The 23133-nt window shown below is 73.6% G+C and carries 20 protein-coding genes; 12 read left to right on the plus strand and 8 right to left on the minus strand.

The features are described from left to right. Window positions 1-48: 48 nt before the first annotated feature. Window positions 49-888 (minus strand): 2,3-dihydro-2,3-dihydroxybenzoate dehydrogenase, encoded by an 840-nt coding sequence (locus ACZ4M8_RS11140; protein ID WP_467605630.1) that lies wholly within the window; start codon window positions 886-888, stop codon window positions 49-51. Continuing rightward, complete coding sequence (locus tag ACZ4M8_RS11145) at window positions 885-1865, minus strand: ABC transporter substrate-binding protein (protein ID WP_467605631.1); 981 nt, start codon at window positions 1863-1865, stop codon at window positions 885-887. The genes ACZ4M8_RS11140 and ACZ4M8_RS11145 overlap by 4 nt, the downstream gene beginning before the upstream one ends. 154 nt (window positions 1866-2019) lie before the next feature. Between ACZ4M8_RS11145 and ACZ4M8_RS11150 the strand changes: the two genes are divergently transcribed. Genes ACZ4M8_RS11150 through ACZ4M8_RS11160 form a run of 3 tightly spaced genes read left to right on the plus strand, consistent with a single transcriptional unit; the run spans window position 2020 to window position 5018 of the window. Next, the gene (locus ACZ4M8_RS11150) at window positions 2020-3105 is read left to right on the plus strand and encodes a FecCD family ABC transporter permease (protein WP_467605632.1); all 1086 of its coding nucleotides are present in this window, start codon (window positions 2020-2022) and stop codon (window positions 3103-3105) included. Continuing rightward, window positions 3102-4193, plus strand: a complete 1092-nt coding sequence (locus ACZ4M8_RS11155; RefSeq protein WP_467605635.1) for a FecCD family ABC transporter permease — start codon at window positions 3102-3104, stop codon at window positions 4191-4193. The genes ACZ4M8_RS11150 and ACZ4M8_RS11155 overlap by 4 nt, the downstream gene beginning before the upstream one ends. A 6-nt stretch (window positions 4194-4199) precedes the next feature. Beyond that, the gene (locus ACZ4M8_RS11160; RefSeq protein WP_467605636.1) at window positions 4200-5018 is read left to right on the plus strand and encodes an ABC transporter ATP-binding protein; all 819 of its coding nucleotides are present in this window, start codon (window positions 4200-4202) and stop codon (window positions 5016-5018) included. A 138-nt stretch (window positions 5019-5156) separates the two neighbouring features. Here ACZ4M8_RS11160 and ACZ4M8_RS11165 read toward each other — a convergent pair whose 3' ends face one another. Beyond that, window positions 5157-6668, minus strand: a complete 1512-nt coding sequence (locus ACZ4M8_RS11165) for a glycoside hydrolase family 3 protein (protein ID WP_467605637.1) — start codon at window positions 6666-6668, stop codon at window positions 5157-5159. A 657-nt stretch (window positions 6669-7325) separates the two neighbouring features. Here ACZ4M8_RS11165 and ACZ4M8_RS11170 point away from each other — a divergent pair. Genes ACZ4M8_RS11170 through ACZ4M8_RS11190 form a run of 5 tightly spaced genes read left to right on the plus strand, consistent with a single transcriptional unit; the run spans window position 7326 to window position 12656 of the window. Then, window positions 7326-8387, plus strand: a complete 1062-nt coding sequence (locus tag ACZ4M8_RS11170; RefSeq protein WP_467605639.1) for a phytanoyl-CoA dioxygenase family protein — start codon at window positions 7326-7328, stop codon at window positions 8385-8387. Continuing rightward, window positions 8369-9685 (plus strand): DUF6271 family protein, encoded by a 1317-nt coding sequence (locus tag ACZ4M8_RS11175; RefSeq protein ID WP_467605641.1) that lies wholly within the window; start codon window positions 8369-8371, stop codon window positions 9683-9685. The genes ACZ4M8_RS11170 and ACZ4M8_RS11175 overlap by 19 nt, the downstream gene beginning before the upstream one ends. Further along, entirely contained in the window at window positions 9682-10890 is a 1209-nt protein-coding gene (locus tag ACZ4M8_RS11180; protein WP_467605643.1) for a type III PLP-dependent enzyme domain-containing protein, read from the plus strand. Before ACZ4M8_RS11175 ends, ACZ4M8_RS11180 begins: the two co-directional genes overlap by 4 nt. Then, window positions 10880-11443 carry a GNAT family N-acetyltransferase gene (locus tag ACZ4M8_RS11185; RefSeq protein ID WP_467605646.1) on the plus strand — a complete coding sequence of 188 codons (564 nt, stop codon included), beginning with the start codon at window positions 10880-10882 and terminating at the stop codon, window positions 11441-11443. The genes ACZ4M8_RS11180 and ACZ4M8_RS11185 overlap by 11 nt, the downstream gene beginning before the upstream one ends. A gap of 4 nt (window positions 11444-11447) precedes the next feature. Beyond that, entirely contained in the window at window positions 11448-12656 is a 1209-nt protein-coding gene (locus ACZ4M8_RS11190) for an MFS transporter (RefSeq protein ID WP_467605648.1), read from the plus strand. A gap of 61 nt (window positions 12657-12717) precedes the next feature. Here the strand turns inward: ACZ4M8_RS11190 and ACZ4M8_RS11195 are convergent, their stop codons facing one another. Then, a complete protein-coding gene (locus ACZ4M8_RS11195) occupies window positions 12718-13128 on the minus strand; it encodes a DUF5997 family protein (protein ID WP_467605649.1) in 411 nt (136 codons plus the stop codon). 59 nt (window positions 13129-13187) lie between these two features. Here ACZ4M8_RS11195 and ACZ4M8_RS11200 point away from each other — a divergent pair, with 59 nt between their 5' ends. After that, window positions 13188-13970 carry a LysR family substrate-binding domain-containing protein gene (locus ACZ4M8_RS11200; protein WP_467605651.1) on the plus strand — a complete coding sequence of 261 codons (783 nt, stop codon included), beginning with the start codon at window positions 13188-13190 and terminating at the stop codon, window positions 13968-13970. Window positions 13971-14073: 103 nt separating this feature from the next. On the opposite strand, the gene ACZ4M8_RS11205 is transcribed toward ACZ4M8_RS11200, so the two are convergent. Beyond that, a complete protein-coding gene (locus ACZ4M8_RS11205) occupies window positions 14074-16269 on the minus strand; it encodes an FUSC family protein (RefSeq protein WP_467606523.1) in 2196 nt (731 codons plus the stop codon). A 434-nt stretch (window positions 16270-16703) separates the two neighbouring features. Between ACZ4M8_RS11205 and ACZ4M8_RS11210 the strand changes: the two genes are divergently transcribed. The 3 genes from ACZ4M8_RS11210 to ACZ4M8_RS11220 all read left to right on the plus strand — a co-directional run bounded on the left by ACZ4M8_RS11210 (window position 16704) and on the right by ACZ4M8_RS11220 (window position 19677). Then, window positions 16704-17807 carry an NAD(P)-dependent alcohol dehydrogenase gene (locus ACZ4M8_RS11210; RefSeq protein ID WP_467605653.1) on the plus strand — a complete coding sequence of 368 codons (1104 nt, stop codon included), beginning with the start codon at window positions 16704-16706 and terminating at the stop codon, window positions 17805-17807. A gap of 204 nt (window positions 17808-18011) precedes the next feature. After that, window positions 18012-18881 carry a D-alanyl-D-alanine carboxypeptidase family protein gene (locus tag ACZ4M8_RS11215; protein ID WP_467605655.1) on the plus strand — a complete coding sequence of 290 codons (870 nt, stop codon included), beginning with the start codon at window positions 18012-18014 and terminating at the stop codon, window positions 18879-18881. A 259-nt stretch (window positions 18882-19140) separates the two neighbouring features. Next, window positions 19141-19677 carry a DUF4232 domain-containing protein gene (locus ACZ4M8_RS11220; protein WP_467605658.1) on the plus strand — a complete coding sequence of 179 codons (537 nt, stop codon included), beginning with the start codon at window positions 19141-19143 and terminating at the stop codon, window positions 19675-19677. Window positions 19678-19704: 27 nt separating this feature from the next. On the opposite strand, the gene ACZ4M8_RS11225 is transcribed toward ACZ4M8_RS11220, so the two are convergent. The 3 genes from ACZ4M8_RS11225 to ACZ4M8_RS11235 all read right to left on the minus strand — a co-directional run bounded on the left by ACZ4M8_RS11225 (window position 19705) and on the right by ACZ4M8_RS11235 (window position 23114). Continuing rightward, a complete protein-coding gene (locus ACZ4M8_RS11225) occupies window positions 19705-20784 on the minus strand; it encodes a chitinase (RefSeq protein ID WP_467605660.1) in 1080 nt (359 codons plus the stop codon). Between the two features lie 211 nt (window positions 20785-20995). Further along, window positions 20996-21733 carry a class I SAM-dependent methyltransferase gene (locus ACZ4M8_RS11230; RefSeq protein ID WP_467605662.1) on the minus strand — a complete coding sequence of 246 codons (738 nt, stop codon included), beginning with the start codon at window positions 21731-21733 and terminating at the stop codon, window positions 20996-20998. 316 nt (window positions 21734-22049) lie between these two features. Further along, window positions 22050-23114, minus strand: coding sequence for an ATP-dependent DNA ligase (locus ACZ4M8_RS11235; protein ID WP_467605663.1), 1065 nt, complete (start codon window positions 23112-23114; stop codon window positions 22050-22052). Between the last annotated feature and the right edge of the window lie 19 nt (window positions 23115-23133).

Consider the following 23133-nt stretch of genomic DNA (forward strand, 5'->3'; position numbering starts at 1 on the left):
GACTCCAGGAGGGGAGGGACGAAAGGGGTGCCGGGGCCGGGGCGGCGGTCAGGCGCGGAGTGTGGCGCCGCCGTCCACGTACAGGTCGTGCAGGGTGATGTGGCGGGCGCGGTCGGACACCAGGAAAGCGACGGCCTCGGCGATGTCGGACGGGTCGGCGATCCGGCCCAGCGGGATACCGGTGCGGTGCGCGGTGAGGTCACCCTCGATGACGCGGCGGGCGGCGGCCTCGGCGTCCTGGCCGGACGCCGACCACATGGCGCGCTGCATGGCGGTGAGGGTCGAGCCGGGCGAGACGGTGTTGCAGCGCACGCCGTGCGCGGCGACCTCCAGCCCCAGGCACTTGGTGAACATCACCGCGGCCGCCTTCGACGCGGCGTACGCCGCCATCCCGGCACGCGGGATGCCCGCCGCGTTGGAGGCGACGGTGACGACGCTGCCGCGGCCCCGGGCGGTCATCCGGCGGGCGGTGGCCCGCGAGACGTGCATGACGCCGTCGGTGTTGACGGCGAACGTCGCCGCCCACTCCGCGTCCGTCAACTCGCTGACCGGCGCGGTGCGCAGCACGCCCGCGACGCTGACGGCGATGTCGAGCGGTCCGACGGTCTCCTCGACCTCGCCGACCAGCGCGTCGACGGCCGCCGAGTCGGTGACGTCCAGCGTGCGGCGGACGATCCGCGCCGCGTACGGCCGGGTCTCCTCGGGGAGTTCGCCGGGGGTCAGGTCGGTGGCGACGACGCGGGCGCCGCGGGCCGCGAGGGCGGTGGTGACGGCGGCGCCGATGCCCCGCCCGGCGCCCGTCACGAGGGCGAGGCGGCCGTCGAGTTCGGGTGCGGGGGCTCGGGATCCGGGGTCCACGGGTGCGGGGCGTTCGGGTGCGGCGCTCACTTCACCATCGCCTCGCGGATGTCGTCGAGGACCGAGACGGCGGCCTGCGGGCCGCCCAGGCTGGTCCACTTGGAGCCGTCGATGACGGTGGCGTGGTGGTCGCGGACCGCGTTCAGCCGGCGGTAGGCGGGCTTGCCGGTCAGCTTCGTCAGCAGCGACGCCTGGGAGCTGCCCGGGTCGAGGGTGCCGATGAACAGCCAGTCGGCGTCGATCTCCTTGAGGTTCTCCTCGCTGAGCGGGGTGGAGTGGCCCTTGCCCGGCTGTGCCTGGATGCCCGGCCGCTGGAAGCCGAGGTCGTTCAGGACGTCGCCGATGAAGACGCCCTGCTGCATGACGGCGGTGCCCTTGGCGGAGTAGCGGGCCACCGAGACGGAGGCGCCGGCGCGGTCGCCGAGGTCCTTCTTGAGAGCGGCCACCTTGCCGTCGTAGTCGTCGAGGAACTTCTCCGCCTGGTTGGTCCGGCCCAGCGCCTTGCCGGTCAGCTCCAGGGCCTTGCGCCAGTTCTTGTCGGCGCCGATGGTCACGACGGTCGGGGCGATGGTGCGCAGCTGCCCCAGGACCTGCTTGTCGGCGAGTTGTCCGGCGAGGATGACGTCCGGCTTCGCCTGGACGACCTTCTCGATGTCGGGCCCGGTCACGGCGCCGACGACGGGTATCCCCTTCGCCTTCGCGGCGAGGTAGGCGGGGGCGCCCTGCTGGCCGCGGCCCGCGGTGAGGCCGACGGGCCGGGCGCCGAGGGTGAGGGCCGCGTCCAGGTCCATCTCGCTGAGCGCGACCACGCGCTTCGGGGCGGCGGGTACGGAGACGGCGGTGCCGGTCGCGTCGGTCACCTCGACGCCGCGGCTCTTGCCGCCGCCGGACCCGGTGTCCTCGGAGCCGCAGGCGGTCAGGGTGAGCGCGCAGGCGGCGAGCGCGGCGACGGCGGCGGTGGTGCGGCCGGGGCCGGAGAGGGGTCTGCGGGTGGGGGTGGGCGCCATGGCCTGGGTCTCCGTAAGGGTGCGTCAGCGGCGGAAAAGTGCCGGTGCCGAGCGGTACGCGGCGTACGGGTACGGCGTGTTCGTCCGCTTTCGGGCATGCGGCGGACCGCCCCGCAAAGAACCCGGAGCGGCTTATTTAGGTTAGGCTAACCTTATGTTGATCGTGCAAGAGGGGCCGCCGGACGGCGCCGGGGAGCACGCGGGACGGCCCCTGGAACCGGACCGCCGCCCCGTTCGCCGCACCGCGCTCGCACTCACCGCCGCACTGCTGGTCCTGACCGTCCTTTCGCTGGTCATCGGCACAGGCAGCAGCTCCGCCTGCGGCGCCTGGCACTTCCTCACCGGCGACCCCGTCGCCCGCGCGGACGCCCAACTGCGGCTCGCGGTGCTGGACGTACGGCTGCCGCGGACCCTCGCCGCCGTCTTCGTCGGCTGCTGCCTCGGCGTCTCCGGCTGCCTGCTCCAGGCGGTCACCCGCAACCCACTGGCCGAAACCGGACTGCTCGGCGTCAACTCCGGCGCCGCCTTCGCCGTCGTCCTCGGCCTCACCTTCTTCGGCGCCGCCTCACCCACCGCCCTGATGGGCTGGGCCCTCGCCGGCGGACTGGCCGCCAGCGCCGTGGTGCTGCTGCTCGCCGCGTCCGGCCGCACCGCCGGCTCCCCGCTCCGCCTCGTCCTCACCGGCACCGCCATCGGCGCCACCTGCCACGGCCTGACCTCGTACGTCCTGCTCGGCACCCAGGCGACGTTCGACACCTACCGCTACTGGACGATCGGTTCGCTCGCCGGGGTGGAGAGCGCCGACCTGCTGCCGCTGCTCGTCCCGGCGGGCGGCGGGCTGCTCCTCGCGTTCGGCTGCGCCCGCCCGCTGTCGGCGCTCGGTCTCGGCGACGACAGCGCCCGCTCGCTCGGCCACCACCCGGGCCGCGTCCGCCTCGTGGTGGCCGCCGCCGTCTCCCTCCTCGTCGGCTGCGCGGTCGCCGTCGCCGGACCGATCGCCTTCCTCGGGCTGCTCGCGCCGTACGTCGCGCGCGCCGTCGCCGGGCCACGCCTCACCGCCCAACTCGCCCTCTCCGCACTGGTCGCCGCCGCCGTCATGCTCCTCGCCGACATCCTCGCCCGGGTGATCATCCGCCCCTGGGAGACACCGGTCAGCGTGCTGCTCGCCTTCGTCGGCGGCCCGCTGCTCATCTGGATCGCCCGCTCCTCCCGGCTGAGCACCGCCGGAGCCTCCGCATGAGCGCTCCGCACACCACGGCCCCGCGCACCGGAGCCCCGCGTCCCGGGATCGAACTGCCGGACACCACCGTGCTGCGCACCGGCACCCTCTCCTGGCTCTTCCCGCGCCGCGGCGCGCTGGCGGCGGCGCTCCTCGTCCCGCTGCTCGCCGTACTCGTCGCCCTGTCGGTGACGGCGAGTTCGACGGGGATGAGCCTGTCGCGGACGCTCGGCGGGCTGCTGGGCACCGGCGACGCCGGAACGGTCATGGTCGTCCGGGACTTCCGGCTGCCGCGTGTCCTGGTGGGCCTCATGGTGGGCGCCGCGCTCGGCGTATCCGGCTGCCTCACCCAGACCCTCGCCGGCAACCGCCTCGCCACCCCCGACCTGATCGGCGTCAACGAGGGAGCGACCGCCGCGGTCGTCGCCGCCGCGGCCGGATCGACCACCGGCATGGTCGGCGACTGGTGGCTCGGCCCCCTCGGCGCGGTCGCCGCCGCCGGTGCCGTCGTCCTCTGCGCGGGCGGCGCGGGCACCGCCGGCTACCGCGTCCTCGTCGTCGGCATCGGCGTCTCCACCACCGTCGGAGCCGTCAGCGACCTGCTGATGTCCCGGGAGAACGACAACACCGCGGGCGGCGTCTTCCTCTGGGCCGTCGGCAGCCTCAACGGCCGCGACTGGAGCGCCGGTACCCCGCTGCTGACCGCCCTCCTCGTCCTCGTCCCGCTCGCCCTCGCCTCCGGGCACCGGCTGCAACTGCTCCGCTTCGACGACGACATGGCCGCCGCCCTCGGCGTCGAACCGCGCCGGGTGCGGGCCGCCGCCCTCGCCCTGGCCGTGGCGCTGGCCGGGGTCGCGGTCGGCGTCGGCGGGCCCCTCGCCTTCGTGGGTCTCGCCGCGCCCGTCCTCGCCCGGCGGATGGCCGGGCCGACCCGCGTCCCGGTGGTCTGCTCGGCGCTGACCGGCGCCGCCCTCGTCGTCGCCGCCGACGCGCTCGGCCGTGTCGCCGCCCCCGTCGAACTGCCCGTCGGTGTCGTCACCAGCGCCCTCGGCGGCCCCTTCCTGCTCTGGGTCCTCTTCCGCGCGGACCGCCCCGCCCGAAAGGACTGATCCGCCATGACCGACCGGCCGACCCGCACCCCCGGCCTGGAGATACGCGACCTGCACGCCGGATACCCCGGCCGCCCCGTCGTACGGGACGTCTCCCTCACCGTGCCCGCCGGACAGGTCGCCGCGGTCGTGGGCCCCAACGGCTGCGGCAAGTCCACCCTGTTGCGCGCCGCCGCCCGGCTGCACGCCCCGGACGCCGGCACCGTGCACGCCGGCGGCGCCGACCTCTGGGCCCTCGGCCGCCGCCGCGCCGCCCACCGCGTCGCCCTGCTGCCGCAGTCGCCCCGCGCCCCCGAGGCGGTCACCGTCGCCGGACTCGTCCGCTACGGGCGCCACCCCCACCAGGGGCTGCTGCGCCAGTGGTCACGCGAGGACGAGGCGGCCGTCCGCGCCGCGCTGGACGCGACCGGCACCACCGCGCTCGCCGCCGAACGCCTCGACCGGCTCTCCGGCGGCCAGCGCCAACGCTGCTGGCTGGCGATGGTCCTGGCCCAGCACACCCCCGTCGTCCTGCTTGACGAACCCACCAGCGCCCTCGACCTCGGCCACGCCGTCGACGTCCTCACCCTCGTCCGCGAGGTGGCCGCCGCCGGCCGCACCGTCGTGATGGTCCTGCACGATCTGGCCGCCGCCGCCCGCTACGCCGACACCGTCGTCGCGATGAAGGACGGCCGCGTCGTCGCCCAGGGCGCCCCGTCCGAGATCGTGGACGCCGCGCTGGTCAAGGAGGTGTACGGGGTGGACGCCGACATCCTGCGGGCCCCGGGCGACGGGGCGCCGGTCGTCGTCCCCCGCGCGGGCGTCCCGCTGCCGGCGGACGGCTGACGGCGCTGCCCCAGGGGCTCACCCAGGTGCGGGACGGCGGACGCGCCGCCGCCCCGCACTCCGCCGGGCCGCGCCCGGCCAGGTCGCGTCCCGCGGTTCGAAGGGCCCGGGTCCGGCCGTGCTCCGGCCGGCGCCGGGTCAGCGGGGGCCGGCCAGGGCCTCCGCCGCGGCGACGCCGGAGGCGGCCGTCGCCCCGTGCGTGAAGAGCCGCACCGCGCCGGGGATCTCCGTCCCGGGCAGCCCCATCTCCACCACGACCGCGTCCGGCCGCGCCGTCACGAGGGAGGCGAGCGCGTCGGCCATCCAGCCGTGCCGGGCGGCGTCGCGCACCACCACGACCAGCGGCCGCCCGGCGGCCGGGGTCAGCGCCCGCTCCTCCAGCACCCCGGGACGGCCGGTCACCTCGTGGCGGGGGATCCGTACGGACGTGGTGCCGGGCAGCCGCTCGCGCAGCGGCGCGGCGACGCCCCACGGCGTGACGTTGCCGACCGCGAGGTTGGTGGACGGCACCAGCTCCACCACGTGCGCGGGGGCGGCCAGCGGCAGCACCCCGTCGCCAGCGCCGCTGATCCGCAGGGCGCGCCGCGCGGCGACGAACCCGATGTCGCGGCTGACCGGATCGGCGGGCACCGAGCGGCGCAGCGCGGCCGACCAGCGGGCGAACCCGCCGACCCGCTCGGCCGCCTCGGCCAGCCGCTCCGGCGGCAGCGTCCCCGCGGACGCGGCGGCGACCAACGCGCCGACCAGCAGCTCGGCGGTGTCCTCCCCGGCGTTCTCCCCGCCGACGCAGAGCGCGTCGGCGCCCGCGGTGATCGCCCGCACGGCGGCGCCGTCGATGCCGTAGAGACCGGTGACGGCGCCCATCTCGATGGCGTCGGTGACGATCAGCCCGTCGAAGCCCAGCTCCCCGCGGAGCAGATCGATCAGGATCCGGCGGCTGAGCGTGGCGGGCGCCTCCCCGTCGTAGGCGGGGACGAGGAGGTGGGCGCTCATGACGGCGCGGACGCCCGCGTCGAGGGCGGCGCGGAACGGCGGCAGCGCCTGCGCCGCGATCTCCTCGGCACTCGCGTCGTAACGGGGCAGCCCGTGGTGGGAGTCGACGGCGACGTCGCCGTGGCCGGGGAAGTGCTTGGCGCACGCGGCGACCCCGGCGGACTGGAGCCCGCGCACCCACGAGGAGGCGTGCCGGGAGACGACCTTGGGGTCCACCCCGAACGACCGGACGCCGATGATGGGGTTGTCGGGGTTGGAGTTGACGTCGACGCTGGGCGCGTAGTCCAGGCTGACCCCGGCGGCGTGCAGCTGGCGTCCGAGGTCCCGGGCGACGGCCTCGGTCAGCTCGGTGTCGTCGACGGCGCCGAGCGCGAAGTTGCCGGGCCGGGTGGCGCCGGTCGCCGCCTCCAGCCGGGTGACGTCACCGGCCTCCTCGTCGATGGCGATGATCAACTCGGGGTTCTCCGCGCGTAGTTGCGCCGCGAGCTGCGCCACCTGCTCCCCGCTGGTGATGTTCCGGGTGAAGAGCACCACGGAGGAGAGTCCCTCGGCGATGGCGCGCAGGATCCACGGCGGCGCCACGGTGCCGGTGAACCCGGGCTGGAGGACGGAGAGGGCGAGCCGCCGCAGTTCCTTGCTGTGCATGGTGGAGGACATCGACCGGCCTTCCGGGTAGTGCCGACACATCGCCACGGTCTTCATTGGTACAGGCCAATGGATATTGGCCTGTACCAATTGCCGCTGTCAAGGATGCCCGCTGCCGGACCCGACGGCCACCTCCGTGCCGCCCCCGTTTCCCGGTCGTCCACCCCGCCGCCACCCGGCGCCCCTACGGGGCGAGGCTCAACAGCCGTTCATCCGCCGGTCGTTGATGCTGTGCCGAATACGGGACGAGTGTTGACAGCCGCCGTGGTCTAGTCCACTTTGGTGTGACGCGAGTGAAGCAAGGGGCAGTTGTGACCCGCCCCGGGCAGCGCGGCACACCCGCCGCCGCTGCCGGGAAGGGCCGCCCCCTCCCGGAACGGTGCGCCGCACGGCGCCCCGCCCCGGCACTTCACCCGCCTGGCGACCACCGTCCTGACGGTGACGGGCGAGCGCCCGCCGCCCCCGTCACCACCCGCACCGACTCCTCCCGTACGCGCATCCCTCCCGACCGACGGCCGTCCGTGCCGCCGCGCCCCGCGCGGCCCCCCACCGCCACCGACGCGCCCGTCCGGCAACTCCCGCACCCGCCGCCCGCCCCACCGGGCCCGGCGCGGCGCACCCGGGAAACGGCCCCGCGGCCACCGGACCTTCGAGCTTTGGAGTGCACCCATGCCGGCCCCCGGCCACCTGTACCGAGCACCTTCCGCCGTCCCGTACTTCAGCGCGGACGCCGACACCTACCTGGCCCGCACCCCGCTGCGCGACCTCACCAAGACCCGCCCGCTGCGGGTGCTGTCGGAGGCCGACTTCGCCCACTGGCAGACCTACGGATACGTCATCGTCCGCGAGGCCGTCCCCGCCGCCGCGGCGGCCCGGCTCCTCGACTTCGCCTGGGAGTTCCAGGGCCTCGACCCCGCCCGCCCCGACACCTGGTACCAGGACCGTCCCTACCGCTCCGACCTCGACCGCGAACTGCACGTCTACGGCTTCGTCGAGGCGTACCACCACCAGCTGCTGTGGGACAGCCGGCAGACGCAGCGGGTCTACGACGCGTTCACCGACGTCTGGGACTGCGAGGAGCTGTGGGTCACGCTGGACCGCCTCAACCTCAACCCGCCCAACATCAACAACCGCGACCGCGCGCTGATCCCCGCCACCGACCGGGGATTCGACATCACGCTCCACTGGGACATCGACACCTCCCTCGGCGTCCTGCCCCAGCGCGTCCAGGGAATCATCGCCCTGAACGACACCGACCCCGCCACCGGCGGATTCCAGTGCGCCCCGGAACTCTTCCGCGACTTCGACCGCTGGAAAGCCTTCCAGCCACCGGGCCGCGACCCCATAAGGCCGCATATCGACCCGGCCGAAATTCCCGTCGTACGCCCCGAATTGCGCGCCGGTGACCTGCTGATCTGGAACGGCGCACTCGCACACGGCGTCGCCCCGAACGCCTCCGACGGCAGCGTCCGCGCGGTGCAATACCTCTCGATGATGCCCGCCCTCGAATCCCACGAGGAATTGCGCCGCTCCCGTATCGAATCCTGGCGCCACCTGCGGACCCCGGAATGGAACGCGACGCTGCTGGGCGACGTGTTCCGGCACGAATCCCTCCGCTACGGCCGGGCCACGCTCAATCCGCTCGGCGCCAAACTGCTGGGCCTCGAAACCTGGCACGCCGAACCCACCGCACAGCCGACCGGAGACGGGGCATGGACCGCATCTGTCTGACCCTTCCCACCAACCGGGAATGCGCCGCGACCCTCACCGCGCTCGGCGAGGAAGCCGCCTACGCCGCCGCGCACTTCGGCGTCGAGGTCGACCTGCTGATCCTCGACTCCGCGGACGCACCGGACCGCGCCCGCCACGCCCGCGCGGCACGCGCCGCCGCCGGTGCCCACGTCACCGTCCACCACCTCGACGAAGCCGCCCAACGCGACTTCCTGCGGCGCGCCATCGCCCGCGCCGGACTGGCCAAACCCGAGCTGCTGCTCGACCTGATGCTCCCCGGCCGGCTCTCCTACGGCGCCTGCACCAACCGCGCCTTCCTCCTCGCCGCCGCCCTCGGCTGCCGCTCCGTCCACCGCCGGGACTCCGACAGCCGCTACCAGACCCACCACGGCGAGCCGGTGTACCCGATCCACCACGAACTGCTCACCCTCGGCAGACCCGCCCGCGACGCGGCCGGCGCCGTCACCGAGAACGCCCTCGGCGCCGTGCACGCCGGTAAACCCGTGGTGATGGCCGGCGCCTCCTTCGTCGGCGAACTCTCCGTCGACATCGGGGAAATCCTCGCCACCGACCCCGAGACCTACCGGGAAATCGTCGGACTGTGGGCCCCCGAAAACTGGTCCGCGGAAGAGAAGAAGGAATTGGCGGACGTCTCCTTCCGCGGCGCCGGAACCGCGCCTTTCACCGGCGACCGTTCCTCTCTGGAACTCGTCGATCCCATGGACGTCGACATGTGCAACATCGGCTTCCACCGCATTCAGGAAGACGTCCCGCTGCCCCCGGCCACCGACACCATCGGCAGCGACTATCTCCTCTTCCACCTCGCCCGCAGCGCCACCCTCCCCGGCGTGCTGCACAACCGCCACATCGTCAACTACTACACGAAGGAGCGCCGCACCGACGCCGGATTCCTCGCCTACCAACTGCGGTTCGTGAAATTCCTCCTCTCCATGCTGTACCTCCACCACCTCTACGACCGGATGGCATACGCCGGAGCCGCCCTGCTCGACGCGGACGACCGGGTACGCGCCGCCGACATCGCCCTCTTCGCCCGGGAGAGCGCCCACCTCGACCCGGCGGAGAACCGGCGCCGGCTCACCGTCCTCGACCGCTGCTACCGCCGCCTCGGCGGGCGCTACGCCAAGGTCGCCGACCACCTCGTCACCCACCGCGCCCGGCTGCTCGACGAAGCCCGCCGCGACATCGAGGACTTCGCCCTGCTCACCGAGGTGTGGCAGCCCCTCGTCGCGGCGAGCGCGGCGACCGCCGTACCCCGCCCGGACCGGGGGCGCGGATGACCGGCCCCGGCCCCCGGCTGCGCACCGCCCTCGCCGCCACCGACGACGACCGCCTCCTGCTCGACCTCACCGGCATCGAGGAGCGCTACGAGGCGCTGATCCGTGAACTGCCCGGCGCCGATGTCCGGTTCGCCCTGAAGGCGTGCCCCGCCGACGAGGTCCTGACCCGCCTCGCCCGGCGCGGCGCGGGCGTCGACGCGGCGAGCCCCCGCGAGATCACCCAGGCGCTCGCCGCCGGCGTCCCGCCCGTCCGCATCCACTACGGCAACACCGTCAAATCCGACCACGACATCGCCCGCGCACACCGCCTGGGCATCACCGACTTCGCCACCGACAACACCGAGGACGTCGCCGCCCTCGCCGCCCACGCCCCCGGCGCCCGCGTCTTCTGCCGCCTCGCCACCGACGGCGACGGCGCCCTGTGGGGCCTGACCGGCAAGAACGGCTGCTCCGCCGAGGACGCCGTGGCCGTCCTGGAAACCGCCCGGGACACCGGACTGACCCCCGCCGGACTCTCCGTCCACGTCGGCTCGCAGCAGATGACCGCCGGCGCCTGGCGCACCGCACTCGACCGCCTCGTCGCCGTCCTCACCGCCCTGCGCCGCCGCGGCATCACCCCCGACCACCTCAACCTCGGCGGCGGACTGCCCGCACTCGGCTACCGTGACCGGCACGGACGCGACCTCGACCCGCCGCTCGACAAGATCTTCGCCGTCCTGCGCGAGGGCATGCGGCACCTCTCCGACGCCGCCGCCCGCCCGCTGGACTTCCGTATCGAACCGGGCCGCCACCTCGTCGCCGACCACGGCGCCATCCGCGCCCACGTCAGCCGCCTCGCCACCCGCCGCGCCCCCGACGGCACACCCCGCCACTGGCTCTACCTCAGCTGCGGCAAGTTCAACGGGCTCTACGAGATGGACGCCGTGCAGTACCGCCTGGTCTTCCCCACCCGTTCCGGCAGCCCCACCGTGCCCGCCGTCGTCGCCGGACCCACCTGCGACAGCGACGACGCCTTCTCGTCCGGCCACCCCGTCCCCGTCCCGGCGGACGCCGCCTCCGGCGATCCCGTCTGGATCCTCTCCAGCGGCGCGTACGCCCTCAGCTACATGACCCGCCAGTTCAACGGCTTCGACCCGCTCCCGTACACCTGCGTCACCGACGACGGCGCGAAGGTCCCCGAAAGGCAGTCGGCAGATGTGTCCTGACGTGCGGATACGGCAACTCGCCGACGGCGACTGGGACGCCGTGACGGCCCTGGAGGCGGACACCTACACCCCCCTCGGCCTGTCCGAGGGCCGCGCCGCCCTCCGGTCCCGGGCCCGTGTCTCCCCGGCGACCTGCTTCGTCGCCGAGACCGGCGGCCGCTTCGCGGGCTATCTGCTGGCCCTGCCCTACCCGCCCCACGCCCACCCCCGGCTCACCCGTGCCGAGGACCGCGCCTTCGCCTCCCGCAACCTCCACCTCCACGACCTCGTCATCGCCCCGCCGCACCGCCGCCGCGGACTGGCCGGACTGCTGCTGGAGCGGCTGACGGCCACCGCGCACGGCTACGACCAGCTCTCCCTGATCGCCGTCGGCGCCAGCCACCCCTTCTGGGTGGCCCACGGCTTCACCGCCGCCCCCGGGACAGCCCCCGTCCCCGGCTACGGACCGGACGCCGTCCGCATGGTGCGCCCGCTGCCCCCGCGCGCCGGACACGCCGACGGAGCACGGCACCCCGTACGCCACCGCCCCGCCGCGCCCCACGAAGTGAGCTGATCGCGTGTTCCGACTCGACGACCCGTTCCGCCGCGCCCTGTGCGCCATCGCCACCCTCTTCAGCTGCCTGGGCTTCCAGTACGCCACCTGGACCGCGCGGCTGCCGCAGCTCAAGACCGACCTCGGGCTGAACGCCGCCGAGGTCGGACTGCTGCTGATGGCCGCCGGAGTGGGCGCCGCGGTGTCGTTCCCGCTGGTCGCGGCGTTGATGCGGCGCCTGGGCTCCTACCGGCTGGCGCCGCTGGCGGCCCTCGGCCTGGCCCTCGCCCTCCTCGCCCTGGCCGCCGCGCCGACCTACCCGGCCGCCCTTGCGGTGATGTGCGTCGACGGCGTCCTGGTGGGCTGTCTGAACGTGGCGATGAACGCGCAGGGCGCCGCGCTGGAAGCCGCGTACGAGCGGACCGCCATGGCCCGGCTGCACGCCGTCTTCAGCGGCGGCTCCCTGGCCGCCGCCCTGCTCGCCTCCGCCACCCACGCCCTCACCCCGTCGGTGGCCGCGCACTTCACCGTCGCCGCCGTCCTGCTGCTGGTGCTGGTCGCCTTCGCGGCGCCGCGGCTGCTGCGGGAGGAGCCACCCGCGGCGGACGGCGGCACCGAGAAGGCGGAGCGGCCCCGCCGCGCCTGGCGGCTGCCGGCCGTGATGACGCTGTGGATGTGCTGCGCGATGGTGTTCGGCACCATCACCGAGGGCGCCATGAACGACTGGTCCGCGCTGTACCTGACGGACGTGACCCACGCCTCGACGCAGGTCGCGCCGCTGGGCATCGCCGTCGTCGCCGGAATGATGGTGGTGGCCCGGCTCTTCGCCGACGGCTGGCGCAGCCGCTTCGGTGACGGCCGCGTCGTCCGGGCCGGGGCCACCCTCGCGGGCGCCGGGCTCGCCCTGGCCCTGCTGAGCGGCGGCGTGGCCCCGGCGCTGCTCGGCTTCGCCTGCGTCGGCCTCGGCGTCGCCGCCGTCACCCCGTGCGTCTACGTCGCCGCCGCGCGGCAGGGCTCCGACGCCCTCACCCTCGTCGCCGCCATGGGCACCACAGGGCTGCTCGCCGGACCCCCGCTGATCGGCTTCCTCGCGGGCGCCGCCGGACTGGTCTGGGGAATGTCCGCCGTCGCCGCGTCGGCGCTGGTGGTGGCGGTGTGCGCGACCCGCATCCGCTGGCCGCGGCCCGCCGTGAGCGGCCACGCCGCCGGACCGGGGGAGAGCCGGGCGGTATGACGAAGGGGCCTTTCCGCCCTCCGCCGGACCGGCGGACCACGGAAAGGCCCCCTTCGTCAGGTCAGGACCGCGCGTCCTTGGCTTCCTGCTTCGCGCGCTCCGCCGCCTGCTTCTCCTTGATGCGCACGGCCTCCTTGCGCACCTCGGCCTGGGTGGCGCGCTCACGGACCAGCCACTCGGGCTGCTCCTGCTTCAGCGCCTCGATCTGCTCGGTGGTCAGCGGCTCGGTGACGCCGCCCCGGGCGAGCCCCGCGATGGAGACGCCGAGCTTCGCCGCCACCACCGGGCGCGGGTGCGGGCCGTTGCGGCGCAGCTCCGCCAGCCACTGCGGCGGCTCGGCCTGGAGCGCGTTCAGCTCCGCGCGGGTCACCACGCCCTCCTGGAACGCGGCGGGCGTGGCCTGGAGGTACACGCCCAGCTTCTTGGCCGCCGTCGCGGGCTTCATGGTCTGGGTGGTCTGCTGGGACTTCATGAGGTCAAGGGTATCGAGCGCCGGGCGGGCCGCCGACCACGACCGGATACCCTGGCGGCGTGACAGGCTCGGAAGTAACCCCGTCGTTCCGCCTCGCGTACGTCCCCGGCGTGATCCCCGGCAAATGGGTGCGGATCTGGCAGGAGCGGCTGCCGGACGTCCCCCTCACCCTCGTACCGGTACCCGCCGCCGACGCCCACGCGACGCTGCGCGCCCGCGCGGCGGAGGCGGGCTTCGTCCGGCTGCCGGTCGACGGCGACGACCTCCACGCCATCCCGCTCTACACCGAGACGACTGTCGTCGTGGTCCCCAAGGACCACCTGATCACCGCCGCCGAGGAGGTCACCACGGCCGATCTGGCCGACGAGACGGTGTTGCACCCGCTCGACGACACCCTCGGCTGGGAGACCCCGCCCGGTGAGGCGGCCTTCACCCGCCCGGAGACCACCGCGGACGCGATCGAGCTGGTCGCCGCCGGGATCGGGCTGCTCGCCGTCCCGCAGTCCCTCGCCCGCCTCCACCACCGCCGCGACCTCACCTACCGGCCGCTCACCGACGCCCCGGTCTCCCGCGTCGCCCTGTCCTGGCCCAAGGACGAACCGGCCGAACTGGTCGAGGACCTCATCGGCATCGTCCGCGGCCGCACCGTCAACAGCACCCGCGGCCGCCCCGCCGCCCGCCCGGCCGAGGACCGGTCGGACAAGGGCCGCGCCGCAGCCAAGGGGCAGAACGGCTCCGCCCGCAGGAGCGGCACCACCGGCCGCGGCGCCGCCAAGGGCCGCACCGCCCGCTCCGGCGGTGCGAGGAGCACCCGCCGCGGCGCGCCCCGCCGCAAGCCGTAGCCGTAGAGGTGGCCGTAGCCGTACGGAAAGCGTCCGGTCGGCGTGGCGCAGCGGGCCCGGCCGGAGCAGGAGTGCCCCGGCCGGGCCCGCGCCCGTACCTCCCTCAGTCCCGCAACCCGCCCGGCTGCGGCTCCGTGCCGTCGTCGACCGGGACGCCCAGGGGACGGGCGAGACCCACCACGCCCTCGTCGACGCGCTGGAGGTGGCGCAGCACGCGGGAGGCGACCGAACCGGTCGGCGGGGTGCGGCTGCCCTCCTCCTTCAAGATCGCGGCGATGCTGGCGCCGGCGCCGACCTTCGCCCCGGTCGGCTCGTCACGGACATGGGCGGCGACCACCTCGATGTTGCGGGCGATCCGCTGCCCGGCCCGGCCCAGCCGCGGATCGGCGGCGACGTTCCGGCTGTCCGGCACCAGCTCCGCGGTGGCCGCCAGCGACCGGGCGTGGAACGCGGACGTCTCCAGCAGCGCCACCAGATAGCGCGCGGTACGGCGCCGCCCGCGCAGCGGGGTGATCGGATGCGTCAGCGGTTTGGTGGACGCCCGCAGCTCGTCCAGCGCGGTGTCCAGATCCCGCGCCCGGCCCAGCAGATCGGACGCCGGGCCACCGCAGAGCTGCTCCACCGCCGCCGACACCACGTCACCGAGCCGGTCCAGGACGGTGCCCAGCAGTTCGTCGGTCCGGCTGTCGGTGTGCACCGGCAGCACCACCATCGCGGCGATGATCCCGCAGACCGCCCCCAGCGCCGTCTCCTCGATGCGCAGCACCAGCACGTCGAGGCTGTAGGTGTTCAGCAGCGTGTAGAGCATCCCCAGCATCGCCGTGACGAAGAACGACATCAGCGCGTACGACAGGGGAGCGGTGAAGAACATCGCGAAGATGAAGAGCAGGACGAGGGCGAACGCGATCCAGGTGTGGCCGCCGACCAGACCGGCCAGCGCCACACCGGCGACGACGCCGAGGACGGTGCCGACCACCCGGCGGTAGCCCTTCACCAGGATCTCGCCGGTGGACGCGGTGTTGAGGAAGACCACCCAGCAGGTCAGCACCGCCCAGTACCAGCGCTGGGTGGAGAGGAACTCCCCGCCGATGATGGCCAGCACCGAGCCGACCGCCACCTGGAACGCAGCGCGGGTGGTGGGCCGCTGCAACCCCGTCCGGTCCTCCTCCGGCTCCTCCTCGACGCCGGCGAGCGCCACGTCCTCCGCGTCGAACTCCTCACGGGAACGGGTCGTCGCCGGGGAGTCGTTGGACTCGTCCTGCGGCCCGTCGAGCGCCAGCCGCAGACCCATGACGGCACGGGCGACCTCACCCAGACCGCGGAAGACGTCCTGGACGGCGGTCGAGGCGCGCGGCAGCTTCTCCTCGTCGCGGTAGCCCAGCAGCCGGTTGCGGACATGGGCGACGGCGGTGCCCCGGTCGGCGGAGGCGGGCCGGGAGACGAGGTGGTGCAGGGCGTTCAGATCGCGGCGGAGGGTCGCGGTGACCTTGGCGTCCGCGGCGATGAGGTTGGGCCCCGACGCCGTCACCGTCGCGTCGGGCAGGTGCAGCGTCAGGGTGTTGGCGCGCTCGGCGCTGCGGGCGTTGAGCAGCAGCACGCCCAGCCGCTCGGTGGCGATCTCGGCGTCCGCGATACGCCGCTCCAGCAGCGCCGCGGTGGCGGTGTCCCGGGTGCCCTCCTCCAGCCGGTCCTGGATCATCAGGGCGGCCTCGTGCAGCCGGGCGGTGCGCTCGCGCAGATCGGCGACGACCCCGTCCAACTCCTCGGGTCCGGCGTCCAGCAGCTCGATCTGGCTGGTCACCAGCTGTGCCAGCCGGGCCCGGAACGCGTCGCGCAGCCGCCGCAGGATGCGCTGCGGGGTCTCGGGGACGACGGCGAACCGGACGCCGGCGCTGCACGCGAAGGCGAGGACCAGCGTCAGACAGAGCATCGGCAGCCCCTCGACCGACGAGCCGACGAAGAGCGAGACGAAGTAGATCTGGAAGCCGATGAGCCCCAGCGCGGTGCCGCGGTCGCCGAAACGCCGGCAGTAGACCGCGCCGAAGATCAACAGGATGAAGAAGACGTCACCCGCGATGATGCGGGAGTTGAGGAGAGTGCTGAGCGCCACCGCCGCCAGCGCCACGGGCAGCCCCAGCGCCAGCGTCACCGCCTGATCGCGGACCTGCTTTTCCTTGATGGCGAAGGTCGCGACCATCGCCGTCATCGCCCCCGCGACGGTGTGCGTCATATCGGTGCCGAGCGCGGTCAGCACCACGAGGGTCAAGGCGATGGCCGCGACCGTGCGCAGCCCCGCCATCAGCCGCAGCAGCCCGGGGTCGGATGCCGCGAATCGGTCCCACAGCCCGCTCGCACCCCGCCGTATCCCTGCGCTCACGCTCTCCCCACCTCTGCCCTGACCTGCGGATGCCTCAGCATGGCATGCGGTTCTCCCGCCGCACAGGGCCGGTCGTCCGGGTGAACACACCGCGACGGTCTCCCGCCGGCGCGCGACCGGAGCGAGCCGTCGTACGGGGGCGCGCGGAGCCGCGCCGCGCCGGTGTCCGACGTCCGAACACGGCCTGGACCGACAGGGGTTGACGTGTTACTCATGGTGACGGCCGTTGGGCGCACGGTGCTCGCGCCGTCCGCGGGGGCGCGCCCGCGTACGCCGTTTCCGCACACGACACCCGCCGCCGCGGCCGTGTGCGACGCCACCGGCCGTCACGTCCGTGAGACCCGAGGAGCTGTCCGATGCCCAAGTCCGTCGCCGCCGTCCTGCGTTCCACCGGCGCGCCGCTCTCCGTCGAGACCATCGACGTGGCGCCGCCCCGGGCGGACGAGGTCCGGGTGAAGGTGGCCGCCTCCGGCGTCTGCCACACCGATACGGGGCTGATGGCCACCGCCCAGGAGGGGCAGTTGCCGCTCGTCCTCGGGCACGAGGGCGCGGGCGTGGTGGCGGAGGTCGGCCGGGACGTCACCGGCGTGACGGTCGGCGACCGGGTCGTCCTCAGCTACGCCTACTGCGGTGCGTGCGTCCGCTGCGTCGCCGGGCAGTACGTCCACTGCCGCAGTGTGATGGCGTTGAACTTCGGCGGTACCCGCGCCGACGGCAGCACCGCCTACAGCTACCGGGGCGCCCCGCTCAAGGGGCACTTCTTCGGGCAGTCGTCCTGGTCGGGCCAGATCATCACCTCACCGCGCAACCTCATCCGGGTCGACGGTGACCTGCCGCTGGCACGGCTGGCCCCGCTGGGCTGCGGGGTGCAGTCCGGCGCGGGCGCGGTCCTCAACACCCTTGATCCGATGCCCGGCAGCTCCCTCGCCGTGTTCGGCGCCGGCTCCGTCGGCCTTTCGGCGGTGATGGCCGCGAAGGTCGCCGGCTGCGCCGTGATCGTCGCCGTCGAACCCCGTGCGGACCGGCGCGCCCTCGCCCTGGAGTTGGGCGCCACCCATGCCCTCGACCCCGTGGCCGCCGACGGTGCCGCGGAGATCATCCGGCTCACCGGCGGGGGAGCGGACCACTCCGTCGACTGCGTGGGGCTGCCGGAGGTCCTGCGCCAGGCCCTGGAGTGTCTGGCGTCGCCGGGCGTCTGCGCCACCGTCGGATTCCAGGGGGCCGAGAACGACATCACCATCAACCAGGGGCATCTGCTGTTCGGCCGCTCTCTGGTCGGTGTCGTCGAGGGCGACGCGGATCCGCATGAATTCATTCCGCGGCTGATCGCGCTGCACCGTGCGGGCCGGTTCCCTTTCGACCGGCTGATCACGGAGTTCCCCGTCGAGAAGATCAACGAGGCGATCGACGCGGCACGTCACGGAACGGTCGTCAAGCCGGTGGTCACCTTTTCCGGGTGATGCTCACGCGGAACTCCGGCCGGTACCCGGGCCGGGCAATTCCGTTCACCCTCCGTGCACCCCGGTAATTCGGACATGGTAAAGAATGCGTTAGGACATGCATCCATACAGTCTTACCGCGTGTCCTCGGAGTGAGCGGTCCTCCCATGTGGCCGCCCCGCAAGGGTATTTGGAGTACAAATCTTGAAAATTGGTATCAAAGGTATGCGGCGGTCCGGCGCGGCAGTCGTAACCGCCGGTGCCGTCCTGTCCGCCGGTGTGTTCGCCGCACCGGCCCAGGCGGCCGCCCCCAAGGCGCCGTCCATCGTCGCCAAGGGCGGCTTCGTGATGAACTACGGCACGGGCAAGGCGCTCTACGGCAAGGCCGCCGACACCCGTCGCTCCACCGGTTCCACCACCAAGATCATGACTGCCCGGGTGGTGCTGGCCCAGAGGGGGCTGAACCTCGACTCCAAGGTCACGATCCAGAAGGCGTACAGCGACTACATCGTCCGCAACAACGCCTCCTCGGCTCGCCTGATCGTCGGTGACAAGGCCACCGTCCGTCAGCTGCTGTACGGCCTGCTGCTGCCGTCCGGTTGCGACGCGGCGTACGCCCTCGCCGACAAGTTCGGCAGCGGCTCCACCCGCGCCGCCCGGGTCAAGTCGTTCATCGGCAAGATGAACGCCACGGCCCGGAGCCTGGGCATGAAGAACACGCACTTCGACTCGTTCGACGGCATCAGCAACGGTTCGAACTACTCGACCCCGCGCGACTTGTCCAAGCTCGCCACCAGCGCGCTGCGGTACTCCACGTTCCGCAAGGTCGTGGGGACGAAGTCGACGAAGCGGCACACCCTCATGAAGAACGGGGGCTACCGCACGATGTCGTGGCAGAACACCAACAACCTGCTCAGCAGCTACTCCGGCGCCATCGGGGTCAAGACCGGTTCCGGTCCGCAGGCCAAGTACTGCCTCGTCTTCGCCGCCACCCGTGGCGGCAAGACCGTCGTCGGCACCGTCCTGACGTCCTCGTCGGTCGCCAACCGTACGGCGGACGCCAAGAAGCTGCTGGACTACGGCTTCAAGCGGTAATCGCGGTACGCACCGTCCGGGGCGGTCGACCGGTCGGGGTGAGGGCCCGCCCGTGACTCACAGGTCAGGGGCGGGCCCTTCGCCGTTACCGCACCACCGGATTGTTAACGGGGGACGTTAGCCGAGTGTTAGTGGATCTTTAGAAACGCCCAGCAGACTCACGCGCAGGGAGAGCGCGCGGGGCGCCGGTCCGCCGGATGTCACCACTGCTCCGTCCCTCTTCCCGGAACGTTCCGTGAAACAACAGGAGTTGATGAATATGCGTGGTCTGCGTATCGCGGCCTTCGCCTCGGCCGCTGTCGCCGTGGCTGCCGTCACGGGTGCGGGTGTCGCCTCGGCGGCCCCGGCCGGCGCGACCGCCACCGCGGCCTCCGCCTGCGCCCCCGGCACCCTGAAGGTCGGCAAGGCCAACCTCCCCGAGGGTTCCGGCGGGATGAACCACGCGGGTGTCTACCTGGTGGCCAAGAACACCGGTAAGAAGACCTGCGTCATCAAGGGCTACCCGGGCCTGGCGCTGGAGGGCAAGGGCCACAAGGGCCTCAAGACCTCCGTGCACCACGGCAACACCTACTACTCCAAGGACGGTGGCGCCCGCGCCATCACCCTCAAGCCGGGCAAGGCCGCCTACGCCAACCTGGCCTGGACCCACAGCGGTGCGAACGCCGCCGAGGCCAAGTACCTCCAGGTCTCCCCGACCGGCAGCAACGCCCACGGCGTCATAGCCCTGGACGACCTCGTCGACAACCACAAGCTCGACGTGACCGCCTGGGCCGCCAAGAAGCCGAAGGTGAACTGAGGCCGACCCGCGTGGCCGGGCCGTGGATCAGCGCCCCTGGAGTGAGGCGGCGTTGTCCCCGAAGGTCCAGCCCTTGGAACCGTCCCAGTTGACCGACCAGGTCATCAGTCCCTTGAGGCCGTTGTTGTAGTGCTGCCACGCCTGGGACACCTGACCGGGCGCCAGGTAACCTCCTCCGGCGCCCGGTTGGGCGGGCAGCCCCGGCACCTGCTTGTCGTAGGGCACCTTGACCGTCGTGCCCTGGACCGTCAGGCCCTTGTTCAGGCAGTCGGTCTGCGCGGTGAACCCCTCGACGGTGCCCGCCTCGTACGAGTCGCCGGAGCAGCCGTACATGCTGCCGTTGTAGTACTGCATGTTCAGCCACCACAGCCGGCCGTTGTCCGCGTACTTCTTCACGATGGGCAGGTACGCGCCCCAGATCGAGCCGTAGGTGACGCTGCCGCCGGTGACGTACGCCGTCTCCGGGGCCATGGTCAGGCCGAAGCCGTCGGGCATCTTGGCGAGGATGCCGTCGATGATGCGGATCAGGTTGGCCTGTGAGGGCGAGAGTTCGTTGATGTCGCCGCTGCCCGACAGGCCTGTCTCGATGTCGATGTCGATGCCGTCGAAGTGGTACTTCTGCAGGATCGGCACGATCGTGGCGACGAACTTGTCGGCGACCGCCGCCGAGCTGAGGTCGATGCCCGCGGTCGCGCCGCCGATCGACATCAGCACCGTCATGCCGTCGGCCTTCGCCTGGCACATCTCCTCCGGCGTCGGCACCTTCACCGTCGCGTCCATCCCGTCCTCCCAGAGCGCGGTGCCGTCCGAGCGGACCACGGGGAAGGCGGCGTTGAGGACGTTGTAGCCGTGCGCGGCCATCCGGGAGTCGGTGATCGGGATCCAGCCGAGCGGCGGGTGCACGCCGTTGGCGGCGCCGTCCCAGTTCTCCCAGTAGCCCTGGAGGACCTTTCCGGTGGGCTTGGACTTCACCCCGCAGTCGGCCGTGGTCCGCGGCGCGGCGGAGGCGGCGGCCGGGGCGGTGGGGACGGCGGCGGTCAGCAGTGGCGCGGCGACGGCCAGGGCCAGACCTGCTCTGCGCAGGCGTGACGTGCGACGACCGGACATGGCGGCTCCTCGTCCGTGCGGGGCGATGGTTCGCGGTGGCGGACCGGGCGGCGGGCCCGGACGGGCAGGTACGGCTGTGCGGCGGCCAACAACGTAAGGTGGTCCAGACCTGTCGTCAATAGGTCTGGACCAGAACGGGTTCCCCTGGGCGGCGCCGGGCGTCGGCGCCACCGGCGTCCGGGCGGCCCGGCCGTCCGCCCCGCGGCCGCGCTCAGTCCCGGCGCGCCACCACCAGCCGGCACCGCGGCGCACCGTCCGGCCGCGTCCCCAGCTCCGGCAGCGCCCGCAGCCCGACCGTGAAACCGGCCCGCTCCAGCGCCGCGCCGACCTCACCCAGCCGGAACGGCCGGTAGTACATGACGAACGGCGGCCGCCACACCGCGTTGCGCACCCGCATCGCCCCGTCGAACGCCCACAGCGCCCAGTACGCCGCCGAACCGGGCCGGGCCGGCGCCACGATCGGGAAGACGAACCGGCCGCCCGGCCGCAGCACCCTCCGCACCTGCGCGAACAGCCCCGGCCATTCCCGCGGCAGGAAGTGCCCGAACGCACCGAAACTCACTGCCAGATCGAAGACCGGGGCGAACGGCAGCGCCCGCGCGTCACCACGCACCCACACCGTCCGGGGACCGTCGCCGTCTTCCTCACCGTCGCCGAGCGCCGCGCGGCCCACCGCGAGCATCCCGGCGCTGCGGTCCACCCCGACCACGCGCCGCCCGCACACCCGCCGCAGCACCTCCACCCCCGCACCGGTGCCGCAGCAGACGTCGAGCCCGTCCGCGAAGGGGCCGAACTCCGCCAGCGCCGCCGCCGTCGCGTCCAGCACCGCGGGCGGCGTACGGAACGGCGTGTGGTCGAACTTGGGGGCCAGCAGGTCGTAACCCCGCTCGACGGAGGAGAGCGCCTGCACGGCCAACTCGCGGAACGTGGGGCCTTCACGGGTGAACATGGCGGCTCAGCATAGGGGCGGGGCAGGTCCGGGCGGGCGTGGACGCGGTGGGGGCGCGGGCGCGGGCGATGCCGGGCGGGCCGGTGGCTCGGCGGGACGGCCGTTCGTGCGGCGGGACCGGGCGGGTGCGGGGAAGCCGCCCTGGGATCGGCCGGGCCTGCGGGGGAGTCGCCTCGGGCCCGGCCCGTACGCGCTCCGTGTGCCGGGAGCCGCCCCGGGCCGTTCGTCCGGCCGCGTGTGCCCGCAGCCGCGCCGGGACCGGCCGGGTGTGCCGGGAGCCCGCGCCCGTCCCGCCGAAGGCCGTCGTCCCGCGGCCTCACGGCTCCCCCAGTACCTCCGCGAGGTCGTACCGCACCGGTTCCGCCAGTTGGGCGTAGGTGCAGCTCTCCGGGGTGCGGTCCGGGCACCAGCGGCGGAACTGCGCGGTGTGGCGGAAGCGGTCGCCCTGCATGTGGTCGTAGGCCACCTCCACGACGCGGTCGGGACGGAGCGGGAGCCAGGACAGGTCCTTGCCGCCGGTCCACCGGCTCGGACCGCCCGGCAACCGGCCGGACGCCTGGGCCTCCTCGCTGGTCCACGCCTCCCACGGGTGCCCGGCCACCGACGGCATCAGCAGCGGCGTGAGCTCCGCCATCAGCTCCTGACGCCGCCGCATCGGGAACGACGCGCACACCCCGACGTGCTGGAGCCGCCCCGCGTCGTCGTACAGCCCCAGGAGCAGCGAGCCGACCACCGGTCCGCTCTTGTGGTGCCGCAGCCCGGCCACCACACAGTCGGCGGTCCGCTCGTGCTTGACCTTCGTCATCACCCGTTCGCCCGGCCGGTACGGCGACCGCGGCGGTTTGGCGACGACGCCGTCCAGACCGGCGCCCTCGAACCGCTCGAACCACTCCCGGGCCAGCTCCGTATCGTCGGTGGCGGGCGCCGTGAAGACCGGGGCGTCCGCCTCCCGCAACGCCGTGACCAGCGCCTCGCGTCGCGCCAGCTGCGGCTCGGACAGCAACGACGCGTCGCCGAGCGCCAGCACGTCGAACGCCACGAAGCTCGCCGGGGTCACCTCGGCGAGGTGGCGCACCCGGGACGCGGCCGGATGGATCCGCTCCAGCAGCGCGTCGAAGTCCAGCCGCCCCTCCCGGGCGATGACGATCTCCCCGTCCAGGACGCAGCGGTGCGGCACCTGCGTCCGCAGCGCCTCGACGACCTCCGGGAAGTAGCGGGTCAGCGGCTTGCCGGAGCGGCTGCCCAGCTCGATCTCGTCGCCGTCGCGGAAGACGATCGCCCGGAAGCCGTCCCACTTCGCCTCGTACAGGAAGCCCGGCGGGATCGTCGCGGCGCTCTTGGCGAGCATCGGTTTCACGGGGGGCATCACCGGGAGGTCCATGCACCGGATTGTCCGGCGA

Source organism: Streptomyces sp. NPDC027185 (assembly GCF_055567035.1).

Coding starts and splice junctions, on each gene's coding strand:
- ACZ4M8_RS11145 (WP_467605631.1), bottom strand. CDS start 1,865: ATGGCGCCCACCCCCACCCGCAGACCCCTCTCCGGCCCCGGCCGCACC.
- ACZ4M8_RS11150 (WP_467605632.1), top strand. CDS start 2,020: ATGTTGATCGTGCAAGAGGGGCCGCCGGACGGCGCCGGGGAGCACGCG.
- ACZ4M8_RS11155 (WP_467605635.1), top strand. CDS start 3,102: ATGAGCGCTCCGCACACCACGGCCCCGCGCACCGGAGCCCCGCGTCCC.
- ACZ4M8_RS11160 (WP_467605636.1), top strand. CDS start 4,200: ATGACCGACCGGCCGACCCGCACCCCCGGCCTGGAGATACGCGACCTG.
- ACZ4M8_RS11165 (WP_467605637.1), bottom strand. CDS start 6,668: ATGTCCTCCACCATGCACAGCAAGGAACTGCGGCGGCTCGCCCTCTCC.
- ACZ4M8_RS11170 (WP_467605639.1), top strand. CDS start 7,326: ATGCCGGCCCCCGGCCACCTGTACCGAGCACCTTCCGCCGTCCCGTAC.
- ACZ4M8_RS11175 (WP_467605641.1), top strand. CDS start 8,369: ATGGACCGCATCTGTCTGACCCTTCCCACCAACCGGGAATGCGCCGCG.
- ACZ4M8_RS11180 (WP_467605643.1), top strand. CDS start 9,682: ATGACCGGCCCCGGCCCCCGGCTGCGCACCGCCCTCGCCGCCACCGAC.
- ACZ4M8_RS11185 (WP_467605646.1), top strand. CDS start 10,880: ATGTGTCCTGACGTGCGGATACGGCAACTCGCCGACGGCGACTGGGAC.
- ACZ4M8_RS11195 (WP_467605649.1), bottom strand. CDS start 13,128: ATGAAGTCCCAGCAGACCACCCAGACCATGAAGCCCGCGACGGCGGCC.
- ACZ4M8_RS11205 (WP_467606523.1), bottom strand. CDS start 16,269: ATGGCGGGGCTGCGCACGGTCGCGGCCATCGCCTTGACCCTCGTGGTG.
- ACZ4M8_RS11210 (WP_467605653.1), top strand. CDS start 16,704: ATGCCCAAGTCCGTCGCCGCCGTCCTGCGTTCCACCGGCGCGCCGCTC.
- ACZ4M8_RS11215 (WP_467605655.1), top strand. CDS start 18,012: ATGCGGCGGTCCGGCGCGGCAGTCGTAACCGCCGGTGCCGTCCTGTCC.
- ACZ4M8_RS11220 (WP_467605658.1), top strand. CDS start 19,141: ATGCGTGGTCTGCGTATCGCGGCCTTCGCCTCGGCCGCTGTCGCCGTG.
- ACZ4M8_RS11225 (WP_467605660.1), bottom strand. CDS start 20,784: ATGTCCGGTCGTCGCACGTCACGCCTGCGCAGAGCAGGTCTGGCCCTG.
- ACZ4M8_RS11230 (WP_467605662.1), bottom strand. CDS start 21,733: ATGTTCACCCGTGAAGGCCCCACGTTCCGCGAGTTGGCCGTGCAGGCG.
- ACZ4M8_RS11235 (WP_467605663.1), bottom strand. CDS start 23,114: ATGGACCTCCCGGTGATGCCCCCCGTGAAACCGATGCTCGCCAAGAGC.